Origin of the sequence: Pacificispira spongiicola (genome assembly GCF_012926505.1) — a bacterium.
Classification (GTDB): domain Bacteria; phylum Pseudomonadota; class Alphaproteobacteria; order UBA8366; family Aestuariispiraceae; genus Pacificispira; species Pacificispira spongiicola.
In genome coordinates this window covers 527,733-549,500 of record NZ_JABBNT010000002.1, presented here as the reverse complement: position 1 = coordinate 549,500, position 21,768 = coordinate 527,733, and the positions used below count along the sequence as shown (strand labels likewise).

21 protein-coding genes are annotated in these 21,768 nt (G+C 61.3%); 11 read left to right on the top strand and 10 right to left on the bottom strand.

Annotation, left to right across the window (positions count from 1 at the left end):
* The first annotated feature begins 103 nt into the window (after nucleotides 1-103).
* A complete protein-coding gene (locus HH303_RS07860) occupies nucleotides 104-1,009 on the top strand; it encodes a DnaJ C-terminal domain-containing protein (RefSeq protein ID WP_169624679.1) in 906 nt (301 codons plus the stop codon).
* A gap of 18 nt (nucleotides 1,010-1,027) precedes the next feature.
* Here the strand turns inward: HH303_RS07860 and HH303_RS07855 are convergent, their stop codons facing one another.
* Nucleotides 1,028-2,425 (bottom strand): YihY family inner membrane protein, encoded by a 1,398-nt coding sequence (locus tag HH303_RS07855; RefSeq protein ID WP_169624678.1) that lies wholly within the window; start codon nucleotides 2,423-2,425, stop codon nucleotides 1,028-1,030.
* Nucleotides 2,426-2,607: 182 nt separating this feature from the next.
* Here HH303_RS07855 and fabI point away from each other — a divergent pair, with 182 nt between their 5' ends.
* The 4 genes from fabI (at nucleotide 2,608) to HH303_RS07835 (ending at nucleotide 7,427) form a co-directional block, all read left to right on the top strand.
* A complete protein-coding gene (fabI, locus tag HH303_RS07850) occupies nucleotides 2,608-3,450 on the top strand; it encodes an enoyl-ACP reductase FabI (RefSeq protein WP_169624677.1) in 843 nt (280 codons plus the stop codon).
* Nucleotides 3,451-3,496: 46 nt separating this feature from the next.
* On the top strand, nucleotides 3,497-4,582 hold the full coding sequence (gene aroC, locus HH303_RS07845; protein WP_169624676.1) for a chorismate synthase: 1,086 nt from the start codon (nucleotides 3,497-3,499) through the stop codon (nucleotides 4,580-4,582).
* Nucleotides 4,583-4,667: 85 nt separating this feature from the next.
* Entirely contained in the window at nucleotides 4,668-5,252 is a 585-nt protein-coding gene (locus tag HH303_RS07840) for a peroxidase-related enzyme (protein ID WP_169624675.1), read from the top strand.
* Nucleotides 5,253-5,420: 168 nt separating this feature from the next.
* On the top strand, nucleotides 5,421-7,427 hold the full coding sequence (locus HH303_RS07835; protein WP_169624674.1) for an adenylate/guanylate cyclase domain-containing protein: 2,007 nt from the start codon (nucleotides 5,421-5,423) through the stop codon (nucleotides 7,425-7,427).
* Between the two features lie 9 nt (nucleotides 7,428-7,436).
* On the opposite strand, the gene HH303_RS07830 is transcribed toward HH303_RS07835, so the two are convergent.
* Nucleotides 7,437-8,273: a c-type cytochrome gene (locus tag HH303_RS07830; protein ID WP_169624673.1), complete on the bottom strand. Its 837-nt coding sequence runs from the start codon at nucleotides 8,271-8,273 to the stop codon at nucleotides 7,437-7,439.
* A gap of 49 nt (nucleotides 8,274-8,322) precedes the next feature.
* Nucleotides 8,323-8,805: a c-type cytochrome gene (locus tag HH303_RS07825; RefSeq protein WP_169624672.1), complete on the bottom strand. Its 483-nt coding sequence runs from the start codon at nucleotides 8,803-8,805 to the stop codon at nucleotides 8,323-8,325.
* A 263-nt stretch (nucleotides 8,806-9,068) separates the two neighbouring features.
* Between HH303_RS07825 and HH303_RS07820 the strand changes: the two genes are divergently transcribed.
* On the top strand, nucleotides 9,069-11,534 hold the full coding sequence (locus tag HH303_RS07820) for a GcvT family protein (RefSeq protein ID WP_169624671.1): 2,466 nt from the start codon (nucleotides 9,069-9,071) through the stop codon (nucleotides 11,532-11,534).
* Here HH303_RS07820 and HH303_RS07815 read toward each other — a convergent pair.
* Nucleotides 11,531-12,412: a DMT family transporter gene (locus HH303_RS07815; RefSeq protein ID WP_169624670.1), complete on the bottom strand. Its 882-nt coding sequence runs from the start codon at nucleotides 12,410-12,412 to the stop codon at nucleotides 11,531-11,533. The genes HH303_RS07820 and HH303_RS07815 overlap by 4 nt on opposite strands.
* A gap of 102 nt (nucleotides 12,413-12,514) precedes the next feature.
* Here HH303_RS07815 and HH303_RS07810 point away from each other — a divergent pair, with 102 nt between their 5' ends.
* Nucleotides 12,515-13,195 carry a helix-turn-helix transcriptional regulator gene (locus HH303_RS07810; protein WP_169624669.1) on the top strand — a complete coding sequence of 227 codons (681 nt, stop codon included), beginning with the start codon at nucleotides 12,515-12,517 and terminating at the stop codon, nucleotides 13,193-13,195.
* On the opposite strand, the gene HH303_RS07805 is transcribed toward HH303_RS07810, so the two are convergent.
* The 6 genes from HH303_RS07805 to HH303_RS07780 all read right to left on the bottom strand — a co-directional run bounded on the left by HH303_RS07805 (nucleotide 13,192) and on the right by HH303_RS07780 (nucleotide 17,997).
* On the bottom strand, nucleotides 13,192-13,728 hold the full coding sequence (locus tag HH303_RS07805; RefSeq protein WP_169624668.1) for a glyoxalase superfamily protein: 537 nt from the start codon (nucleotides 13,726-13,728) through the stop codon (nucleotides 13,192-13,194). The two genes, HH303_RS07810 and HH303_RS07805, sit on opposite strands and share 4 nt — an antisense overlap.
* A 200-nt stretch (nucleotides 13,729-13,928) precedes the next feature.
* The gene (locus HH303_RS07800) at nucleotides 13,929-14,414 is read right to left on the bottom strand and encodes a GNAT family N-acetyltransferase (protein ID WP_169624667.1); all 486 of its coding nucleotides are present in this window, start codon (nucleotides 14,412-14,414) and stop codon (nucleotides 13,929-13,931) included.
* Complete coding sequence (locus HH303_RS07795) at nucleotides 14,407-15,210, bottom strand: PhzF family phenazine biosynthesis protein (protein ID WP_169624666.1); 804 nt, start codon at nucleotides 15,208-15,210, stop codon at nucleotides 14,407-14,409. Before HH303_RS07795 ends, HH303_RS07800 begins: the two co-directional genes overlap by 8 nt.
* Nucleotides 15,207-16,643: a pyridoxal phosphate-dependent decarboxylase family protein gene (locus HH303_RS07790; RefSeq protein WP_169624665.1), complete on the bottom strand. Its 1,437-nt coding sequence runs from the start codon at nucleotides 16,641-16,643 to the stop codon at nucleotides 15,207-15,209. The genes HH303_RS07795 and HH303_RS07790 overlap by 4 nt, the downstream gene beginning before the upstream one ends.
* A 1-nt stretch (nucleotide 16,644) precedes the next feature.
* Nucleotides 16,645-17,610, bottom strand: a complete 966-nt coding sequence (locus tag HH303_RS07785; protein WP_169624664.1) for a threonine dehydratase — start codon at nucleotides 17,608-17,610, stop codon at nucleotides 16,645-16,647.
* Nucleotides 17,611-17,733: 123 nt separating this feature from the next.
* Nucleotides 17,734-17,997, bottom strand: coding sequence for a DUF1127 domain-containing protein (locus tag HH303_RS07780; RefSeq protein ID WP_169624663.1), 264 nt, complete (start codon nucleotides 17,995-17,997; stop codon nucleotides 17,734-17,736).
* A gap of 93 nt (nucleotides 17,998-18,090) precedes the next feature.
* Here HH303_RS07780 and HH303_RS07775 point away from each other — a divergent pair, with 93 nt between their 5' ends.
* The 4 genes from HH303_RS07775 (at nucleotide 18,091) to HH303_RS07760 (ending at nucleotide 21,768) form a co-directional block, all read left to right on the top strand.
* The gene (locus HH303_RS07775; protein ID WP_169624662.1) at nucleotides 18,091-19,548 is read left to right on the top strand and encodes an aminotransferase-like domain-containing protein; all 1,458 of its coding nucleotides are present in this window, start codon (nucleotides 18,091-18,093) and stop codon (nucleotides 19,546-19,548) included.
* Nucleotides 19,549-19,606: 58 nt separating this feature from the next.
* The gene (locus tag HH303_RS07770; RefSeq protein ID WP_169624661.1) at nucleotides 19,607-20,494 is read left to right on the top strand and encodes a S49 family peptidase; all 888 of its coding nucleotides are present in this window, start codon (nucleotides 19,607-19,609) and stop codon (nucleotides 20,492-20,494) included.
* A gap of 149 nt (nucleotides 20,495-20,643) precedes the next feature.
* The gene (locus HH303_RS07765; RefSeq protein ID WP_169624660.1) at nucleotides 20,644-21,444 is read left to right on the top strand and encodes a hypothetical protein; all 801 of its coding nucleotides are present in this window, start codon (nucleotides 20,644-20,646) and stop codon (nucleotides 21,442-21,444) included.
* A gap of 51 nt (nucleotides 21,445-21,495) precedes the next feature.
* Nucleotides 21,496-21,768 carry a hypothetical protein gene (locus tag HH303_RS07760; RefSeq protein ID WP_169624659.1) on the top strand — a complete coding sequence of 91 codons (273 nt, stop codon included), beginning with the start codon at nucleotides 21,496-21,498 and terminating at the stop codon, nucleotides 21,766-21,768.

The following is a 21,768-nucleotide window of genomic DNA, read 5'->3' as shown; positions in this document are numbered from 1 at the left end:
GGTCCGTCCGCTTCTTGCGGAACGGATTTTGCTTGCGGTTTTTTGTCTGCCCGTGTGGGTATGGACTGACGAGTGAGTGACGATAATGGCAGTCGGAACAGATATGAAGGATCCGTATGAGGTGCTGGGCGTTAAACGCAACGCCAGCGCCGACGATATCAAGCAAGCCTATCGCCGTCTGGCGAAGGAATTTCACCCCGACCTGAACCCGGACGATCCCATCGTCGAACAACGGTTCAAGGAGATTTCGCACGCCTATTCGATCCTGGGCGACAAGGAGAAGCGCGCGAAATTCGATGCCGGGGAAATCAATGCCGATGGGTCCCAACGCGCGCCTTTCGGCGGCGGCGGCTTCGGCGGTCGTGCCGGCGGCGGCGGGTTCGGGGGCTTCGGCGGCGATGCGGCGGAAGATATCTTCGCCGATCTTTTCGGCCGTAACCGTAGCCGCGCCCGCACCATGCGGATGAAGGGCAAGGACGTGAACTATTCCTTGCGTGTCTCCTTTCTGGAGGCCGCGCGGGGGATCACGCGCCGGGTCAATCTATACGACGGGAAAAGCCTGGATGTCCGTATTCCACCAGGGACGGCGGATGGCCAGACCCTGCGCCTGAAAGGTCAGGGCATGCCCGGCATGGGTGGCGGCGAGGCCGGTGACGCCTTTATCGAGGTGCAGGTCGATTCCCATCGTTTCTTCGAACGCGACGGCAACGACATCTTCGTCGATGTGCCGGTCACGCTGGCCGAAGCGGTGCTGGGCGCGAAAATCACGGTGCCGACAATCCACGGCAATGTCGCCCTGTCGATCCCGGCGGGGTCGAATTCCGGTAAGACGTTGCGGCTGCGCGGCAAGGGCATTCAGGCCCGTCCCGGCGTCGCGGGTGATCAGTTCGTGAAACTGTCCGTCGTTCTGCCGGACAAGCCGGATCAGGCACTGGTCGACTTCGTTACCGAATGGTCGAAGGACTATGACTACGACGTGCGCAAGCGTGCCGGATTGGACGACCTTTAAGCCGCGTTGCTTTGGGCCCTAACTGCCCTGGGCCAGGGTCCCCAGCCCGACAAGGCCCAAGACACGGGCATAGAGCTTGAAGCCCGGCTTGCCGTCCTCATCTTCCTCGTGATCCTCGTCGGGCAACGGTTCCGACGACGGATCCGCGGGGGCGAGCAGCGATTTCAGATCGGTCGCAAAGATTTCCTGCTGCGACGCCGACAGCCCCGTCTTCAACTCGGCAAAGCGGCGCAGCCATGCCGCGTCGCGCAATCTTTCCGGTAGACGCCCGCCGAGATCGAGACCGAGATCGGTGTAAAGCGTCGCCAAGTCCACCTGCGACAGGTCGCGGCTCAAGACCCATCCGTTCTTGTCGGTCCGGGTGATGTATTGCTTCTTGCGCAGCCGTTCCGCCGCCCATCCCTGTTCCTGCGGTCCGACCCGCGTCGTTTGTGTCAACCGGCGTTCCGACAAGGTCTCGCCCTGAAGCGATGCGCGGTGCAGGGCATTCAGGACAGCCAAGGCGGCGCTGAGTTTGCGTAAGGGCGTCATGCCCTCCTGCCTGGGGTTTCGGGATCCGTGCCGCCATTCCGGCAGGGCCGCCGTGACCTCCGCCCCGAAAATAACCACCATCCAACTGAAATAGACCCACATCAGGAAGATCGGCACGGTCGCCATGGCGCCATAGATGGTTTCATAGGTCGGGAAGTTGGTGACATACAGCCCGAAGCCGCGCTTCAGCAGATCCAGCATGATCCCGGCGACAAGGCCGCCGATCATCGCGTCCCGTCGGCGGACCGGGAAATTCGGCATGACGAGATAGAGGACCATCAAACCCGCCGTTTGCAGCAGGAACGGGATGACAAAGGCAAACCGGGTGAGGTTGCCGGTCACGCTTTCCACCCCGGACGCCCGCGCCGCCGCGAACAGATAGCTGGACAGAGAAATGGACGCGCCGAACAGCATCGGCGTCAGCGTCAGTACGGCCCAGAATACCAGAAGGCGGGAAATCACGCCGCGCGTCTGCTTTACTTTCCAGATGCGGTTGAAGGTCGACGATATTGTCATCAACAGCATGACCGCACTGACCGCCAGGAAGACGATGCCGACCGCCGTCAATTGTCCTGTCTGGGCGGTGAATTGTTCCAGATAGCCTTGCACTTCCGCGCCGACGGAGGGGACGAATTGTTCGAACAGGAAGCTCTGGACCCGGCCTTTCAGGGATTCATAGGCGGGAAAGGCGGCGAAGATCGCGAAGCTGACCGCCAATAGCGGGACCATGGCCAGCAGCGAGGTAAAGGTCAGGGCCGCCGCGCGTTGCTGGCCGTCGTCATGAAGGAATCGGTTGATCGCATAGCCGCAGAATCCGAACAGGTTTGCTACCGGACGGGGAGGCGGGCGCATTCTTGTGACGGGCGTGGCGGTCGTGTCGTTCATACCGTTTTCCTGTTTGATTCAGGGGCAGTATAGACGCTTTTCACCGGGGGAGGCCATCCCGGCGAGGTCGTAATTCCCATTGCATGTCAATCGCCGCCCCGGCGCCGCCTTGGCTTTGACGGATGGGGCGACGCCCGGTAGGATGCGCCACTTTTCGCAGTCTCATTTGGAGTATCGGGGGCATGTCTCAGCCAAAACCGCTTATGGCGGGAAAAAAAGGCATCATTCTTGGTGTCGCTAACGATAAGTCGATTGCTTGGGGCATTGCCAAGGCCGCGTCGGATGCAGGGGCGGAGCTTGCCTTCACCTATCAGGGGGAAGCGTTGGAACGCCGCGTCCGTCCCCTGGCGGAAAGCGTCGGCAGCAAATTTGTCCTGCCGTGCGACGTGACGGACGAGGCCAGTATGGATTCGGTCTTCGAGACGTTGAACGGCGCGTGGGGATCGCTGGACTTCATGGTTCACGCCATTGCCTTTTCCGATAAGGACGAATTGAAGGGCCAATACCTTCAGACGACGCGCAGCAATTTCCTGCGCACGATGGATATTTCCTGCTATTCGCTGACGGCGCTGGCGCAGCGTGCCGCCCCGTTGATGAAGGACGGCGGTTCCATCATCACGCTGACCTATTACGGCGCGGAACGCGTCATGCCGCATTACAACGTCATGGGCGTGGCGAAGGCGGCGTTGGAAGCCTCCGTGCGCTATCTTGCGGCGGATATGGGCCCGTCCGGTATTCGTGTGAACGCGATTTCCGCCGGTCCGATCAAGACGCTGGCCGCCAGCGGTATCGGCGATTTCCGCTATATCCTGAAATGGAACGAGCTGAACTCCCCGTTGCGCCGGAATGTGACGATCGACGAGGTCGGCGGCGCGGGCCTGTATTTCCTGTCCGATCTGTCCAGCGGCGTGACCGGCGAGGTCCACCATGTGGACAGCGGCTATCATACCGTCGGCATGGTCGCGGTTGATCAGGCGGATGCGGTCAGCGAGCTTCTGACGGGCCTGACCAAAAAGGGCGAGTGATCCGAAACGGCCCGGATAGGGCCGGTCGGCTGAAAAGGCGGTTTCCATGTCCCATAACAGTTTCGGAAAGCTTTTCCGGGTTACGACCTTTGGGGAAAGCCATGGTCCCGCCATCGGCTGCGTCGTCGACGGTTGCCCGCCGCTGGTGCCATTGACGGAAACGGATATTCAGCCCTTCCTGGACAAACGCAGGCCCGGTCAGTCGCGTTATACGACGCAACGCCAGGAACCGGATGCGGTGAAAATCCTGTCCGGAGTGTTCGAGGGGCAAACCACGGGCACGCCCATCGGGCTGATGATCGAAAACACCGATCAACGGTCCAAGGACTATTCCGATATCGCGGGGAAGTTCCGTCCGGGCCATGCCGATTTCACCTATTGGGAAAAATACGGCATCCGCGACTATCGCGGGGGCGGGCGGTCGTCGGCGCGCGAAACCGCGATGCGGGTCGCCGCCGGGGGGGTCGCGCGCAAGGCGCTGGACCATCTGGTTGACGGTGGGGTGTCGATCCGCGGCGCGCTGGTCCAGATGGGCCCGCACAAGATCGATCGCGACCGCTGGAACTGGAACACGGTCGACGAAAACCCGTTCTTCTGTCCCGACGCGGTCGCGGCGGAGGAATGGGCGGCCTATCTGGACGGCGTGCGCAAGGCCGGGTCGTCCTGCGGCGCGGTGATCGAGGTCGTGGCGGAAAACGTCCCGGTCGGTTTGGGCGCACCGATCTATGGCAAGCTGGACAGCGACCTTGCCGCCGCGCTGATGTCCATCAACGCGGTGAAGGGTGTCGAAATCGGCGCGGGCTTTGACGCTGCCGCCCTGACCGGAGAGGAAAACGCCGACGAAATCCGCATGGGCAACGACGGCAAGCCGCTGTTCCGGTCGAATAAGGCAGGCGGCATTCTGGGCGGCATTTCCACGGGCCAGCCGGTCGTCGCGCGCTTTGCCGTGAAGCCGACCAGTTCCATCCTGACGCCGCGCGAAACCGTCACGACGGACGGGCGGGAAACAGAAATTCTGACCAAGGGCCGTCACGATCCCTGCGTCGGCATCCGGGCCGTTCCTGTCGGGGAGGCCATGGTCGCCTGCGTCATCCTGGACCACCTGCTGCGCCATCGCGCGCAGTGCGGCTAAGCGGCGCGCCGCGTCAGTTTCCTCTGGGCCATAGGGGCGGAAGCGGGTAGACCTTCGTAAAACACGATATGAAGGGAGGCCTCCAATGCCGTCACATGATCCCGTTCACGCCTTGCCCGTGCCGGACGAAAGCACGCTGGACCCGGACCTGCAGAAATACTTCAAAATCTGCCGGGAAAAGCTGGGGCTGCTGCCGAATGTTTTGAAAGCCTATAGCTTTCGGCCCGATCGCCTGCGGCGCTTCATCGACAGCTATAACGAAATCATGTTGACCGACGGGCCGTTGACCAAGTTGGAACGCGAAATGATCGCGGTCACCGTGTCCAGCCGAAACCGCTGCTACTACTGCCTTGTCGCGCATGGTCAGGCGGTGCGTCAGCTTTCCGGCGATCCGGAATTGGGCGATGCGATCGCCTTGAACTACCGAATGGCCGATCTGTCGCCGCGGCATCGCGCGATGCTGGACTATGCCTGGAAGCTGACCGGCGAACCGGAAAACATCGGCCCGCAGGATCGAGACGCCCTGAAAGTCGCCGGATTTTCCGATGAGGCCGTCTGGGATATCTCCGAAACCGCCAGCTTCTTCAACTACACGAACCGCATGGCCCATGCCGTCGAAATGCGTCCGAATACCGACTATCACTACATGAATAGGGAAAAACAGGCCTAAATCCTTCCCGTGTCCCGTCTTTCGTTCCCCAAACCGCCTTCGATTCAGGTATAGAAGGCAGCGGAGCGGTGCCCGTTAAGAATAAGTTAGGGGTGTTTCGGCTAGGTTGTAACCGCCGAACGGGCGTATCGCCGCTTTGGGGAGACGGGAGGCAGTTGGGGCGCAAGCATGGCCGGTGGAGGTTCTGTATCCTATGAAGTCTACTATCTACAGTATGGTAGATGGCAGATTCATCATAGATACAACTATAGAGAGCGTGACAACGCAATAGACGAAGCGAAGCGGCTCGACAAACAGGGTCACTTCAACGCCACCTGCGTTGTCCGTGAAAATTGGGACGATTCCACCGGCACCGCATCCGAGTCCGTCATCTATCATAGCCCGAATTTGAAGGCGAAGCCGCCCGTCGATGTTATCACGGCGGGGAATAACGGTTCGGCGAAGCCTGCCGCCAGCGCCAATAACCGACCGGCGGCGAAGGCCCCGCCGGGATCGGCGGCCGCGAATGCGCAGGCGGAGGCGAAACGGCAAGCAGCCATCCGGGAAGCGGAACAAAAGGCGGCGCAAGCCCGACGTCCGGAACCGAAGGAACCGCCGCTCGCTGCCATGCCGGAAGTAGAAGCCGGGTCCGATTGGGCGGATGCGATTCCCAAATTGCTGCTGGCCTTCCTGATCGCCTGTCTTGTCGGGACGGTTGTCGGCATCGCCGCGTTTTACGGGTTGAAGTTTCTGTCGACCACGGGCGTTGCCCTGGGTATCAAACTCAACCGGATCGTCCTGATCGGGGCGTGGCTGGCCGGGTGGGGTGCCACCTTCGTGCCGATGATGAAGCGCATTCTGGCCAAGGTGCAAAACAAGGCGCCTGCATCGAAGAGATCGCAACCGTCGACGAATTCTTCCCCTGCAATGCCGCGTCCGGCTGCGGCAACGACCGCGGCCCCGGCAGTATCGCCTGCGGAAATGTCCGAACGGTCGGTCGCCCAAGCGCTGGAAGAACACCTGCAAGGAATGAAGGAAAAGGAAGAGGCGCTGTCCTTCGATCTGGAACTGGATGAAGAAGACGACGACAAGGGCGACGACACCGGAGACCTCACCATCGACGCGGAGTCTGTCGAAAACCTTAAGGATCAGGACGAGCCATCCGAAGAAGAAACGCCGACGGACCACCAAGGGGAGAAGCAGGAAGCAGCGGAGGAGGAATTGCTGGGGACCGTGCCGCTGAACGCCGCTCTTGCCGAATTGGTGGAGGAAGCGATCGCGATTTCCAAGAACTCGATCCACGACGACCAGTTTCTGCGCTTCGGCATCATTCTGTTCCTGGCGGGGGCGGCGGAAACCTTCGCTCGCAAGTTCAAGGTGGCGGCCCGCGACGTCACAAACTCTTTGGCGGAGCAGATTCAAAAACTGGGTGTTTCCGCCTCCATGGCCTTGGGCTTCGCGGCGAATATCGACGAATACCTCCTCGATCCCCGGTATTTCGACATGTATTCGTCCGGTCGCGGCGCGGCGATTGCGCGCCTTCAGGATGCGCAAGCGGGCAGCGGCCTGAAAAAGGCGTTCAAATTCTGGAAAACGCCAAAGGCCCCGCCGGGCCAGGACCCGGACAAGCAAACCGACCCGAAACATTACGATACGACGGGGGACGAGGAATCCCATGCCTTCGTGTCGGTCCTGTTCACGGATATCGTTGGGTCGACTGCCAAGCAGCAGAAACACGGCGATGCGTGGTTGATGAACGTCGTTCGCGCGCACAATGACATCGTCCGGGAAGCGATCGGTCGGCAAGGCGGACGTGAGATCAAGCATACCGGCGACGGCATCATGGCATCCTTCCCGGAGGTCGAAGCCTCCGTTGCCGCCGCCTTGCTGATGCATGAAGGGATCGCGAAGTTCAGCGGCATGATGCCGGATCTCGCTTTCGAGATATGCGTCGGCATCAGCTGCGGCGAACCGATCCATGAAAGCGGCGATCTGTTCGGGACACCGGTCAACCTCGCTGCCCGCGTCCTGGCCAAGGCAAAGGCGCACGAAACGGCGGTCAGCAGCGCCGTCCGAGACATCTGCAAGACCACGAATTTCGAATTTGAGGAAATCGGCAAGTTCGATCTGAAAGGCTTCGACGCGCCGCAACCGATCTATCGCGTCAAGGACCGCCGCAAGAAGCGCCGGGCCTAGTCGGCAGGATCACGGCTTGTTGTCGATCGGCGGAATGGCTTTCAGATAGGTCGCGATTGCCTCCAAATCCTCATCCGTAAGATGGGACAGACCGTCGCGCACTGCTTCGGCCATGCTGCCCTGAACATCGTCGAAATTCGGCTTCATCCCATCGCGCAACAAGGTGACGATGTCGCCCTCGCTCCAGTCGCCGATGCCGGTTTCATGCGGCGTGATGTTCGGGACTTTCTCGCCGTCGGGCCCGTCTGCCGTACCTGCCAGGAAACGGCTATTGTCCAGCCCGCCCATGGCGTTGCGCGGCGTATGGCATTCGCCGCAATGGGCGAGGGCTTCGACGAGATAGCGACCGCGATTCCACGTCGCGTCCCGGTTCGGATCGTCGGTTATTTCGACGGGATCGAAGTTCAGCCATTTCCAAACCGTCAGGAAGGGGCGGAAGCCGAAGGGGAAACCGGCCTCGTGGTCCTTATTGGCCTTCGATACCGGGGGCAGGGACATCAAATACGCCTTGATGGCCAGCATGTCGTCCCGCCGCATCCCGCTATAGCTGGTATAGGGAAAGACGGGGAATAGGTTGTCGCCGGTCGGCGATTCCCCGTGCCGCAGGGCATTGACGAAATCGTCGTCGCTCCATGCGCCGATACCGGTTTCGGCATCCGGCGTGATATTCGGGGAATAGAAGGTGCCGAAGGGCGTGTTCAGCGCACGCCCCCCGGCATAGGCATCGCCGCCATTCGCCTCGTCCGTGTGACAGGCAAGGCACCCTGCGGCGCGCACCAGATAGGCCCCTTTGTCCACGGCGCTTTCCTGCGCGGAAACGGTCGCCGACAGACAAAACCCGACCATACCGGCAGACATTATCCAGGCGGGAAAGCGCGTGGGAAAGGGCATGGCCTTACTTCTCGGGGCCACGGAACGGCTTATGACAGCCGCCGCAGGTCTTGCCCACATCGCCCAGCGCCGCGCCCAGCGCCGCCGGGTCGCTGCCCGCCGCCGCTTCAACCAGGGCCGCGGAGGCGGTTTCGAAATCCATGGAGGCCTTCATGAAGCCGTCCCAATCCAGCCAGATCTCCGGCTTGGCGCGGCTCTTTTCCGTGATCGAGTCTTCCGGGAACAGGAACTTCACCGTGTGAGACAGTTCCATGATCGCCTGGGCATGGATCGGGGTGCCGGCATCCATCGCCGCCTCGCCCTTCGCCACGGCACCCAGCGCCTTCATATGGCCGCCGATCGCCTTCATCACGCCTTCACGGGTTTCGTAAGCGGTGTCGGCGGACGCCATCATGTCGTCGGCGAGCGCGACCGGGGCTGCCGCCGCCAAGGATACGCCGGTACAGAGTGCCAAGCCGATCAGGCCATTGATGTTACGCTTCTTCATGTAGCTCTTCCTTTCGAAAGCCAATTTCGTGTGGTCCGGATGCCACATCCGAATGCTATCCGGGAATGGAGCCATAGGACCAATCGCGAATTCGTGATCGGGCCGGTATCGTATCGCGGAAACAAGTGAAAACAAATAACCGGCGGCAGAAAAAATTGATGCTGCGAAAGCGTTTAGGAAGTGGCATGGATCGGTGAGGTTGCCGGTTGACAGCCGGGCGGGGCATGCTGTTACAGCGATATTTTGGCAAAGGGATGTGGGGTATGGCGGATTTTCCGAACCGGGCGGAGGTCGTGATTATCGGTGGGGGAATCGCCGCCTGTTCGATCGCGTATCACCTGACGAAAATCGGCATCACCGATGTCGTTCTATGCGAACGCAAGCAACTGACGTGCGGCACGACATGGCACGCGGCGGGCTTGGTTGGGCAACTGCGCGCGACCCGCAACATGACGGAACTCGCCAAATATACCTCCGAACTGTTTGCGGGGCTGGAGGCGGAAACCGGGCAGGCGACGGGGTTCAAGCAGAACGGGTCTATCAGCGTCGCGAAAACGCAGGCGCGGTTCGAGGAATTTCTGCGCGGCGCCTCCATGGGCAAAAGCTTCGGTCTTGAGGTCGAGGTCCTGTCCGTCGACGACATCAAACGTCTGTATCCGCTGGTCGATACGACGGATATCGTCGGCGGAGTTCTGCTGCCGAAGGACGGCCAGACCAATCCGATCGATACGACCCAGGCCCTTGCCAAGGGCGCGAAGATGCGCGGTGCGAAAATCTTCGAACAGACCAAGGTAGAACGGATTTTGGTGGAAGGCGGTCGCGCCGTCGGCGTCCTGACCGACAAGGGAGAAATCCGCGCCAAGACGGTCGTGATCGCCGGCGGCATGTGGTCGCGCGATCTGGGCGCGTCGGTCGGGGTGAACCTGCCGCTCCACGCGGCGGAACATTTCTACATCGTGACGGAACCGATGGACGGCGTTCCGGCCAACCTGCCGGTCATGCGTATTCCGGACGAATACGCCTATTACAAGGAAGACGCCGGGAAGATCCTGCTGGGCGCGTTCGAACCGAATGCGAAGCCCTGGGGCATGAACGGCATCCCGGAGAATTTCGAATTCGACACCCTGCCGGAGGATATCGAACATTTCGAACCGGTGTTGGAATTCGCCATGGAACGCCTGCCGATCCTTCAACAGGCGGGTATTCAATTGTTCTTCAACGGGCCGGAAAGCTTCACCCCCGACGATCGCTACCTGCTGGGCGAAACGCCGGAGGTCCGCGATCTGTTCGTCGCCTGCGGTTTCAATTCCATAGGCATTCAGTCGTCCGGCGGGGTCGGGAAGGTCCTGGCGGATTGGATTCGCGACCGGCATCCGCCGATGGATCTTGCCGATGTCGATGTGCGCCGCATGGCGCGCTTCCAGAACAACAAGACCTATCTGCGCGACCGGACGACGGAAACGCTGGGTCTGCTCTATGCCATGCACTGGCCGAATTTCCAGACGACCAGCGCACGCGGCGTTCGCCGCACGCCGTTCCACGACCGGTTGGACGCGTCGCGGGCGGTCTGGGGCGAAACGGCGGGCTGGGAACGCCCGATGTGGTTCGCGCCTGACGGCGTGGCGCGGGAATTCGACTATTCCTACGGCCGACCGGGCTGGTTCGAGCATGTCGGCGCGGAATGCCGCGCGACGCGGGATGCGGTCGCGCTCTACGACCAATCCAGCTTCGCCAAGTTCCGGGTGGAAGGGCGCGATGCCTGCGCCGTCCTGAACCGCATCTGCGCCAATCAGGTCGACGTCGCGCCGGGCAAGATGGTCTACACCCAGTGGTGCAATGAGCGCGGCGGGATCGAGGCGGACCTGACCGTCACCCGTCTGTCCGAAACGGAATACATGGTGGTGACCGCCGGGGCGGCGCAGGTGCGCGACTTCGCCTGGTTGAAGCGTCATATTCCGGAAGACGCCCATTGCATCGCGACGGACATCACCTCCGGCCTGCCGATGCTGGGCCTGATGGGCCCGAACAGCCGCGCCTTGTTGGAAAAACTGACCGGCGCGGACCTGTCGAACGAGGCGTTTCCCTTCGGCACGATGCAGGACCTCGAACTCGGTTATGCCAAGATCAAGGCCGGGCGCATCACCTATGTCGGGGAACTGGGGTGGGAACTGTATATCCCCGCAGAATTCGCCGCCCATGTTTATGACCGGCTGGTTGAGGCCGGGACCGAATTCGGCCTGACCCATGCAGGTTATTTCGCGCTGAACGTCTGCCGCACGGAAAAGGGTTTCCGCCATTGGGGCCATGACATTGCGGAAGAAGATTCGCCGGTCCAGGCGGGGCTGGGCTTCGCCGTCGCCTGGGACAAGCCGGATTTCATCGGGCGGGCCGCGCTGGTCGCGCAAAAAAAACAGGGAATTCCGGCGCGCCGAATGGTGCAGATCGTCCTGGACGACGACGGCGATACCGCGCCGATGATGTTCCATGAGGAACCGATCTATCGGAACGGCACCATCGTCGGGTCCACGACGTCCGGCGCCTGGGGTCATCGCATCGGCAAGTCCATCGGCATGGGCTATATTACCTGCCCGGACGGCGACGGCGGCAAGGCAACCAAGGATTGGATCGACAGCGGTTCCTACGAGGTCGAAATCGCCTGGAAACGATATCCCGCCAAGGCACAGCTCGCGCCGCTATACGATCCGAAGGCCGACCGGGTGAAGGTCTAACCTTCCGGGCAAGCGACCGCGCGGCGGCGGGTCTGCGACCACAGGACGGCGGCCAGAACAATAGAGGCCCCGACCATCGTGCGAGGCGTCGGTACTTCCGACAGGATCAGGTAGGCGAGCACGAGGGCCAGCGGCGTTTCCATCGTCGATAGCAGCGCGTTTTCGGCGGACGGCAGGCGACGCGCGCCCTCGTTCATCGCCACCAGCGATACCGAGAAGACGAAGCCGAAGGCGATCAAGGCGACAAGATCGCGGTCGGCGATCGTCAGCGGGTCTCCGAAGATCAGGCAGGTGGGCAGCACCAGGATGGACGACAAGACGACCGGCGTTGTCGCCGATGTGGACGGCCAGCGGCGATAGACGACCATGCAGCCCGCGACCATGACCGACATCCAGACGGACAGGGCGTTTCCCAGCATCGATCCCGCGCCGATCTCGTCCGACAGCAACAGCGCGATCCCGCCGAAAGCAACGGTACTGGCCAGCATGACGCGCGCGCTGGGTCTTTCGCTCAACGCAATCCAGGATAGGCCCGCGGCCAGGAACGGCGTTGTGGCATAGATCACGGTGACGTTGGCGACGCTGGTATACTTGAATGCGGTGATGAAGGCTGCCGCGCCCAGGGCCAACAGCACAGTCGCCGCGATGGCTGGGCCGTTCACGGCGCGGACTTCTCGCCACAACTGCCCACGTCCGGCTAGATATCCCAGAATGAAGCCCGCGCCCGATAGGCCGCGCCAGAAGATGACGCTCCAGGCGTCGGCCTCCACGCCGCGCGTGAAGATACCGGCCGAACTGAACGCGACGGCGGATATCGTGATGAAAATCACACCGGCCGTGTGTTGGGATAGGGCCAGGGTGGGAATAGGGGCGCGCATGGTCGGTTCTCCATCGGTTTCGGGACCGAAGAGATATCAGAGACATGCTGACAACTAGGCGTCAGTGGTGTTTGCTTTCCGCCGGATACGGAAGGGGACCGAATGTCAAAAACCACGCGGCTGTTCGAAATCATCCAAATTCTGCGGGCGGCGAAAGCGCCGCTGCCCGGCGCGGAAATCGCGCGGATGCTGGAGGTATCGACCCGAACCGTCTATCGCGATATCGCGGACCTTCAGGCCATGCGCACACCGATCGTTGGTGAGCCCGGTATCGGCTATGTGCTGCGGCGCGGATACGACCTGCCGCCGGTGAATTTCGATACTGAGGAGGCGGAGGCCGTGTCCGTCGGGCTGAGCCTGATCGCCCGGACCGGCGATAAGGCCCTGTGGAAAGCGGCGCGCAGCGCGGCGCGGAAACTGCACGATGCGGCCCCGGACTCCGGCTATCTGATCGCGTCGAACTGGGGGATCGACCAGCCGGAGCATGCGGATATGGCGCTGGTGCGGGCGGCGATCCGCGATGAACGGAAATTGGCGGTCGATTATCGGGATGCCGACGGGCGCATAACCCGCCGGACGCTGCGGCCCTTGGCGCTGATCTATTACGTAGACAATGCGATGTTGATCGCCTGGTGCGAGATGCGCGCGGATTTCCGGCATTTCCGGTTGGATCGGATGCAGTCCTGCACCGAAACGGAAGACTTTTTCACGGGCGACGGTCCGCGCCTGCGTGCGGATTGGGAAACAGCGTTGAAGGCACAGACCGTCGACACCGCGACCTAACGCGGTCGTTCGTCCAGACGCAGGCGGTTCTGGAACGGGTCCGTCAACGTCATTTCCCGGCCCCAGGGCTGGTTTTGAATGCCGGGCCGCAGATTGGCGTAGGATTTCGCGTGCAGTTCCCGGTGATAGTCCTCAATCCCCGTCATGGTGACGAAGACCGTTGCGCCCGGTGTGGCGTCGCCGTGGTGTTCGCTGATATGCAGGGTCAAACCGCTGCGCGAGACTTGAAAATACAGCGGCATGCCCGGTTCGAAACGGTGTTCCCAATCCAGGGTGAAGCCCAGATAGTCGATATAGAATTCCTTCGCCTTTGCCTCGTCGAAGCTGCGCAGGACCGGCGCGGTGCCGGTGAAACTGATCCCATCCGGATCGGGTAGGGGATCGATCCGGGCCGAAAAGACGTTCCAGTTTTCGAACCCGAATTGGGTGGCGACGATTTCCAGCGTTTCGCTATGCGTCAAGTGAACGCCGCGTGTCTCCATCGCGCTGCGCAGTGCCTTCGCCATCAATTTGGCGTCCTTGAAATTTCGCATGATCCTGATCCTTCGACAGGGCGGGAGTGTGGTGCCGGTGTCCGCCTTGCCGACTTTCCCGCCGTGATCATAAAGGTCAGGAAAGAGGAATTTCGATACGTTCACCATACCCATAGGGGCGCGGACGGCGGGCCGTACCGGCCCATGGCCCGAGGATAGGCGGTGCCGTTTCGCGGATCAAGCGAGAATGCGAATTGTTCTTAAGTGAGGGGCTTTTCGTAAAAAACGAGATCGATGCTGTCCGCCTCGTAGTAGGGATCGCGTTCAACGAAACCGAGGCGTTTGTAAATCGCCTGGGCCTCGCGCATCTTTTCGCGTTCCGTGTCCAGGCGCAGCGCCGAGTACCCGGCTTTCCTGGCATAGTCGATGACGGTCTTCGTCAGCCGCGTCCCCAGACGGTGCCCACGAAAACCGGGACGGACATATAGGCGCTTCATTTCCGCCGTTCCGTCGCCATAGGGCCGCAATGCGATGCATCCGGCCAGACTGTCGTCCACCCGTGCCAGCCAGAAGTTTCCCTCGGGCCGTGAATATTTGCCGGGGAAGCCTTCCAATTCCTCGTCGAACTGCTGGAAACACAGGGAAAAACCCAGGCTTTCGGCATATTCGACCAACAGCATCTTCGCCAGGACCGGGTCCTGGCCCGCCGGGTCGATTTCCTGAAGGATGACCAGCGGATCAGACATGGATGCGGCCTTCCAGATATAGGCGCACCGTCCCCGCCATGCGCACGCGGTCCCCGGCCAGTTCGCAGAACAAATCGCCGCCCCGCGCCGAAACCTGCCGGCAATGAAGCTGTGTCTTCCCGCCGAAGCGTTCGGCCCAATAGGGCACGATGGTGCAATGGGCCGATCCGGTGACCGGGTCTTCGTCGATCCCGGCATGGGGGGCAAAGTAACGGGAAGCGACGTCGCCGTCCTCTCCCGGCGCGGTGACGATCAGCCCGTCGCCGTCCAATGCGGCGATATAGGCAAGGTCCGGCTTCACCGCGCGGACTTCCGCTTCCGATTGCAGCACCGCCATATTGTTCATAGCCCGGAGGAAACCGACGGGTTCGATTCCGCCCAGGGCTGCCGCAAGACCGTCCGGGACACGGGTCGGCGTGCCGGGTCGGGCGGGGAAGTCCAGTTCGACGCGGTTGCCCTGACGGGTCGCGGTCAGCGTGCCCGACTGGGACTTGAACCGGACCGTCGATTTTTCGAAGCCCAGATGATCGAACAGTGTTCCCGCCGTTGCCAGGGTCGCATGACCGCACAGGTCTACCTCTACCGTCGGCGTGAACCAACGCAGGTGGAAATCCGCTTGTTCTGTATCCGGGATGGGCACGAAAAAGGCGGTTTCCGAAAGATTGTTTTCCGCCGCGATGGCATGCAGCACCGTGTCGGGCAGCCAATCGTCCAGAGGAACGACGGCGGCAGGATTTCCTGCGAAAGGGGCCTCGGCGAAGGCGTCCAACTGATATAGCGGCAGGCTTTTCGTCATGCGTCTTCCCGTTCTTCGGTAAGGACTGTCTCCCGACCCATAATCAGTGCCCGTGTCACCGCGTCCAGGTCGTCGTCCCGGGTCATCCAGTTGGAAAACGCTGCCCTGATTCCACCTTTGCCGCCATAGGCGCCGGGGGTCAGGTAAACCAATCCCGTATCGTTGATCGCGCTCAGTAAGGCACGGTTCCAGCCATCGGGATCGGAATGGCCGTCGGGCGGTACGCCCCGGAAGCAGACGATGTTCAGGCTGGTCGGGGCCAGCAACTCGAAACCGTCCGTGCGCTCGACCCAGGCGGCCAGCAAACCGGCCTGACGGCAGTTGTTGCGCACGATCTGCCGGACGCCGTCCGCGCCATAGGCCGCGAGGGTCAGCCAGACGGGCAGGGCGCGGAAGCGTTGCGATCCTTCCAAGGCGCGGTTCATGTAATGCGGCAAACCGCCGCCCGCGACATCCAGATAGGCGGGCATCGCCCCGGCTGCCCGTTCGATCAAGTCGATCCGGCGCGTAAAGTAAAAACCGCAGTCGTAAGGCACGTTCAGCCATTTATGGCCGTCCACGGTAATGGAATCCGCGAATTCGACCCCGGCGGTGCGCCCGGCCAGTTCCGGCACGGTGCGGGCAAATAGGCCGAAAGCGCCATCGACATGCATCCAGGCATTATGGCGCTTGCATACGGCGGATATCGCGATCAGGTCGTCGAAAGCCGTGGTCGTCACCGTTCCGGCGCTGGCGCAGACGATTTTGGCTTCCGCCGGATCCGCGGCGGCCAGGGCGCGGTCCAACGCATCCGGGTCCATTGCCTCCGTATCGCCGATGCGGTCGACCGGGACGATGGCGTCCTGACCCAGGCCCAGGAAGCGGGTTACCTTCACGAAACTGGCATGCGGACAGGCGCTGTAGATGCGGATCGTCGGGCCGCCGGCCAAACCCTTTTGGGCAATATTGTAACCGGCTTGTTCTCCCGCCCATTCGCGGGCGGCGAGCAGGCAGGCGAAATTCGCGGCGGTCGCCCCGGTCGTGAAGGCGCCGTCGAAATCGGCGGCGGGCAGATTGAAGAGTTGCTTCAGCCAATCCAGCGCTTGGACGGTGACGGCGGTCGCCACGGAATCGCCGGGCGACGCGCTGTTCTGGTCGACCGACGCGGCCAGCCAGTCCCCGATAAGGGCGGCGGGGGTCGTGCCGCCGGTCACGAAACCCAGGAAACGCGGTCCGGCGCTGGCGGACAAACGATCGCCGTATCGTGCCAGAAAGTCCGTCAGGGCATCCGCCCCGCCGACACCGGTACTGGGCAGTTCCTGCGGCAGGCCGGTATCCTGTTTTCGGGCGGCGACGGGCCGGTCGGCCAACCCCTTGTGGAAGGACAGGCTGCCGTTCAACGCTTGCTGCAGCAAGGCGGCCAAGTCGTCGTAGTCATCGTGTATCTGTGACATGTCAAACCTCCCCTTCCGCAAGGATCTTGGCATAGACGTCGCGGTCGACATTACCGCCGGTCAGCACGACGCCGACCTTCTTCCCTTGATGCAAGGCGCGTTCCTGCGCCAGGCCGGCCAGCGGTACCGCCCCGGCGCCTTCGGCGATATTATGCGTGTCGCGATAATACCATCGCATGGCGTCGCGAACCTCGTCATCGGACACGCGGATGATCCGGTCGGCACCCTTCAGAATGATTTCCAGCGCCTCATCTACCGGCACGCGGCAGGCGACGCCGTCCGCCATTGTGTCGGCGGTGTTGGTGGAAACGGGCTTGCCCGCTTCGAAGCTCAAGGCATAGGCCGGGGCGGCGTCGGATACGACGCCCACGACTTTCGTCTTCAGGCCCAGCGCGTCGCGGGCCGAAATCATGCCGCTGATCCCAGACCCCAGGCCGATCGGCACATAGACCGTGTCCAGGTCCTGAACGGTACCGAGCAGTTCCATACCGTAGGTGCCGACGCCCCGGACCAGCAACTCGTGGAAGCTGGGCAGCATGTCCAGACCATCCGCCGCCGCCCGGTCGCGGGCATGTTCGGCGGCCGCCTGGAAGTCGTGGCCATGGGTGACGATCTTGCCGCCCTGGGCGGCCATGGCAGCGTTCTTTTCCGCGCTGTTGCCTTCCGGAACGACGATGGTGCAAGGGATGCCGTGCCGGGCGCAGGCGGTCGCGATCGATTGGCCGTGGTTTCCACGCGTCGCGGTAATGACGCCGCGCTTGTTGCCCGATTTCGCCCGGTCACCGATATAAACGAGACCGCCGCGAATCTTGAACGCGCCGACCGGCGTGTGGTTTTCATGCTTCACCCAGATTTCGCAATCCAGGCGCTGGTTCAGCAGCGGCCAACTGTATTGCGGCGTACCCTTGAACACGTCGTAGACGGTGTCGAATGCGGATTCCAGTTGGGCTTTCGTCGGCTGCGGCATGATGGGGGCCTTTCGTTCAATCGGCATTATAGTCGGAACTATGCGGGATCGGAAAAAGGAACGGCCCGCCTCATTGGGGGCGGGGCGGGCCGTTCTGATATCCGTTTCGGTCAGATAGGGGGGCTAACCGAACCGGATCATCCGATCCGCCTCACGCGTGACGTCCTCACGGGTCAGGCCAAGATCCTTCAGCGCGCGGTCGTCGAGATCGAGCAAGGCCCGTCGCATCTCGTATCGGCGCTGCATGTTGATTAGGACGCTCCAGACGCCCACGACGATACGGCGGAAGACGCCCTTGGTCGTGGTGGCCTCGGCACTGTCATGCCCGGAGCGGTCCGATCCTCGAGGGAACCCGATCGATCCAGGCAAAGAGTGAATTGTACCCATACAAATTCTCCTGTCTGCCTAGATGAGACGAAATTGTCTCGATAAAATCGATATTACCTTTTCTTTGTCCCCGTCAAATGTTACATTGTCACCATGACAATAAATCATGACATTTGGACTCCGACGCTGGAAGGCCGCGAGGGTCCGAAATACAAACGCATTGCGGAGGCCCTGGCGGAGGACATTCGTACGGGGAAACTGAAGGTCGGCGACCAACTGCCGACGCAACGCGATCTGGCCTGGAAGCTGGGTGTCACCATCGGCACCGTCACCCGCGCCTATCAGGAAGCGGAACGGCGCGGCGTCATCGGCGGGGAGGTCGGGCGCGGCACCTTTGTCCGCGATCAGCAGGCGAACCTGAATCCGTTTCGTATCGATGGCATGTCCACGGACTGGTATACGTTGACCCCGGCCCCCGGAACCAACGGACCGCAAGACGATCCGGCCCAACCAATTCAGATGCAGTTCAATTATCCTGTCTGCGATTCCGGGGAGGCCGATTTGCGTCGCACTCTGGCGGATCTGGTGACGGACCCGAATTTGACGCGTCTCTTGTACTATCAATCGCCAACGGGCGACGGCATGCCCAGTACCGCCGCGATCAAGTGGCTGGGTAAGCGCGGTCTAGAGGCATCCGCCGATAGGTTGGTCCTGTGTTCCGGCGCGCATAACGGTATTCTTGCGAGCCTCGCGGCGGTGTGCCCCAGCGGCGGTCGTGTTGCGACGGAACGGATGGTCTATCCCGGACTGCGTGCTATCGCCCGTTTGATGGGCATCGAATTGGTGCCGGTCGACTTGGACGAGGAAGGTCTGAACCCCGATGCGCTGCGGGAGGTTCTGTCCAAAGGCGGTATCGATGCGATCTATTGCGTGTCGACGCTGCAAAACCCGACCAATGTGACCATGTCCCAGAGACGGCGCGAGGAAATCGCGGAAATCGTCCAGACATTCGATACGCCGTTGCTGGAAGACGATCTTTTCGGATTGTTGCCGGACAATGCGCCGAAGCCGATCTGCACGATGCTGCCGGATCATGGCTATTACATCACATCGCTGTCGAAGACATTGGCCCCCGGTCTTCGCGTCGGTTATGTCCACGGACCGACCCGGGCGCGCAGCGCCATTGCCGCCGGGGTGCGCGGATCGACCTGGATGGCATCCCCGATCACCGTGGAAATCGCGTCGCGCTGGATTCTCGACGGCACGGCGGACCGGCTTGCCGATGAAGCCCGTCGTTTGTCCGCGCGGCGTCGGACGATTGCGGCGGAAGTCTTTTCCGGACTGAATATCGACCTGCCGGACGGCGGTTTGCATGCCTGGTTGCATCTGCCGGAACCCTGGTATGCCAGCCAATTCGTCGATGCCGCGAAGGAAGAAGGTGTCGTCCTGTCCGCCGCCCATGGATTCAGCATCGGCCGGGACCGGGCGCCCTTTGCGGTGCGGGTCTGTCTGGGACCGCCACGGACCGAACAGATATTGCGCGACGGTCTGGAAAAGCTGCGCCGTATCCTGAAAGAACGCGATCCATTGCAGGAACAGGCGCCGATGTAGGCACTTCTTGGGGGATGGGTCTTGTATCCGATCGCGGCCAAGGCCAAATGATCCTGCGATGACACATTCGACCAACAATGCCGCCGCCAGTGTTCAGCCGAAATCTGGTCTGGACACTCTCCTGTCCAAGTTACCCTATATGAACCGGACTCCGGTCGTCGCCGTTGTGCGGCTGGAAGGCGTGATCGGGAAGGGCGGTGTCGGGCGACGCGGCCTGACCCTGGATTCCGTGGCGCCGCAATTGCGGCAGGCATTTTCCCTGCGCGGTGTGGCGGCGGTGGCGCTGGAAATAAACTCGCCTGGGGGCTCGCCAGTGCAGAGCGACCTGATCGCAACGCGCATTCGGGCGCTGTCGGAAGAGAAGGGCGTCCCGGTCTTTGCCTTTTGCGAGGACGCGGCGGCGTCCGGCGGCTATTGGCTGGCCTGCGCGGCGGATGAAATTCACGCCATGCCGGGATCCATCGTCGGGTCTATCGGTGTCGTTTCCGCCGGGTTCGGTTTCGTCGATGCCATCGGAAAGCTGGGCATCGAAAGGCGTGTTCACACCGCCGGCACGGAAAAAGCAATCCTCGATCCCTTCCAGCCGGAAAAGAAGGCGGATTTGGAAATCCTGAAGCGCATTCAGGTTGATCTGCACGACCAGTTCAAAACCTGGATCGAAAAGCGCCGGACGGGAAAATTGACCGATGCGCGGGACTTGTTCACCGGGGCATTTTGGACTGGTCGGGAAGCCGTTGGCCTAGGCCTTGTCGACGGGCTGGGCGATTGCCGCAGCGTGATGCGAGCGCGTTTCGGCGACAAAACCCGCTTCCGCAGCTTCTCCAAACCGAAATCGCGGATTCAGAGATTGATCGGTCTCGGTGGAGACCAGAAAATCGGCGATTTGGCGGATGCGGCTATGGATCGACTTGAAGAACGGATATATTGGCAAAAAATCGGATTATAGAAATAGACTTTCCGCGAAGATTTCCCCCAAAATAGGGGTGGGTGGAAAACTAAGTTTCGCGGGTTGTTATGTACCGTTTCGTATTTTTGTTTTTCATCAATATTTTTATTTTTGTCGGTTTCGGTGCGGCGCAAGGGGAAAGCGTCCGGTTGGGCCTGCAGCCTGGCGACGAACACGTCATAAGTTACGAAATCGGCGTGCTTCGAATGGCGCTGACTTTCTTCCCGACAGACACCTCTCTCGACCTGACATTTTTGGAGAACACACGGCAAAAGCGGCTGTTCTATCTGTTGGAACACGGCTCGGATGAAGATGCCGACGATGAACCGTCGTTCGATGTTGTTATCTCCGCCAATAGCCGGGATCGGGAAGACAGATTCCTGCAGGTCGCGATTCCATTAACGCGCGGATTGTTGGGCAAGCGCGTTCTCGTAATCCGATCCGGATGGAACGAGGGCAAACCGCTACCCTGTGATCTTGAGACATTGCGAACGCAAATAACCATCGGGTCCGGCACGGATTGGCCGGATTCGGATGTGTTTGAAGCGGCGGGCTTTCCCGTGGCGCGGGCATCGTATGAGGGCCTTTGGCGCATGTTGGAAGCTGGGCGTTTCGATGGGCTCAATCGCGGCATACAGGAAGTCGAGGCCGAACTGGCGAGGGAGCGTGCGTCCGGACGGTCATTTTCGATAGAAGGCAGTGTCCTTTTCTCCTATCGACAGGACTATTTCCTATACGTTCGAAAGGACAATCGGGCGTTACACGATAAGTTGGAGACCGCCCTTCAAGCAGCCTATGACAGTGGCACGTTCATGGAGAATTTCCGGTCCGATCCGGGAAACGAATTCGCCTTGGCGCTTCTAAACGATCCAGATCGGTGTGAAATCGATCTGCACAATCCGAACGTTTCAAATGCGATTTCGACCATCGGTCCCGACTATTGGGAATAAGGGTCGCGCGAAGCGTTTGACTATGATCTCGGCGGCTCTTAGACCTATTGCATGTTTCTGAAAGTCGCCGTCCTTGTCCTGCTGGTCGCCGTCGTCTGGTTCGGGTTCCGTTATCTGGAGCGCCGCAACCGGGTGGAAGAAGGCCGCCGTCGCCCCATGGAACGCACCATGGGCGAGCGTATCCGTAAATCCATGCGCGACCGCGCGGGCGGAAAATCGGCATCCGACGGATCGGTTGGCGACACGGAACAATGTCCGGTCTGCAAGTCCTATGTGGCGGTGGACGGGATATCCAACTGCGGCAAGTCCAACTGTCCCTATTGA

Coding starts and splice junctions, on each gene's coding strand:
- HH303_RS07770 (WP_169624661.1), top strand. CDS start 19,607: ATGACACATTCGACCAACAATGCCGCCGCCAGTGTTCAGCCGAAATCT.
- HH303_RS07805 (WP_169624668.1), bottom strand. CDS start 13,728: ATGCGAAATTTCAAGGACGCCAAATTGATGGCGAAGGCACTGCGCAGC.
- HH303_RS07790 (WP_169624665.1), bottom strand. CDS start 16,643: ATGTCACAGATACACGATGACTACGACGACTTGGCCGCCTTGCTGCAG.
- HH303_RS07840 (WP_169624675.1), top strand. CDS start 4,668: ATGCCGTCACATGATCCCGTTCACGCCTTGCCCGTGCCGGACGAAAGC.
- aroC (WP_169624676.1), top strand. CDS start 3,497: ATGTCCCATAACAGTTTCGGAAAGCTTTTCCGGGTTACGACCTTTGGG.
- HH303_RS07815 (WP_169624670.1), bottom strand. CDS start 12,412: ATGCGCGCCCCTATTCCCACCCTGGCCCTATCCCAACACACGGCCGGT.
- HH303_RS07810 (WP_169624669.1), top strand. CDS start 12,515: ATGTCAAAAACCACGCGGCTGTTCGAAATCATCCAAATTCTGCGGGCG.
- HH303_RS07830 (WP_169624673.1), bottom strand. CDS start 8,273: ATGGTCGGGTTTTGTCTGTCGGCGACCGTTTCCGCGCAGGAAAGCGCC.
- HH303_RS07780 (WP_169624663.1), bottom strand. CDS start 17,997: ATGGGTACAATTCACTCTTTGCCTGGATCGATCGGGTTCCCTCGAGGA.
- HH303_RS07820 (WP_169624671.1), top strand. CDS start 9,069: ATGGCGGATTTTCCGAACCGGGCGGAGGTCGTGATTATCGGTGGGGGA.
- HH303_RS07785 (WP_169624664.1), bottom strand. CDS start 17,610: ATGCCGCAGCCGACGAAAGCCCAACTGGAATCCGCATTCGACACCGTC.
- HH303_RS07800 (WP_169624667.1), bottom strand. CDS start 14,414: ATGTCTGATCCGCTGGTCATCCTTCAGGAAATCGACCCGGCGGGCCAG.
- HH303_RS07855 (WP_169624678.1), bottom strand. CDS start 2,425: ATGAACGACACGACCGCCACGCCCGTCACAAGAATGCGCCCGCCTCCC.
- HH303_RS07760 (WP_169624659.1), top strand. CDS start 21,496: ATGTTTCTGAAAGTCGCCGTCCTTGTCCTGCTGGTCGCCGTCGTCTGG.
- fabI (WP_169624677.1), top strand. CDS start 2,608: ATGTCTCAGCCAAAACCGCTTATGGCGGGAAAAAAAGGCATCATTCTT.
- HH303_RS07825 (WP_169624672.1), bottom strand. CDS start 8,805: ATGAAGAAGCGTAACATCAATGGCCTGATCGGCTTGGCACTCTGTACC.
- HH303_RS07835 (WP_169624674.1), top strand. CDS start 5,421: ATGGCCGGTGGAGGTTCTGTATCCTATGAAGTCTACTATCTACAGTAT.
- HH303_RS07860 (WP_169624679.1), top strand. CDS start 104: ATGAAGGATCCGTATGAGGTGCTGGGCGTTAAACGCAACGCCAGCGCC.
- HH303_RS07795 (WP_169624666.1), bottom strand. CDS start 15,210: ATGACGAAAAGCCTGCCGCTATATCAGTTGGACGCCTTCGCCGAGGCC.
- HH303_RS07775 (WP_169624662.1), top strand. CDS start 18,091: ATGACAATAAATCATGACATTTGGACTCCGACGCTGGAAGGCCGCGAG.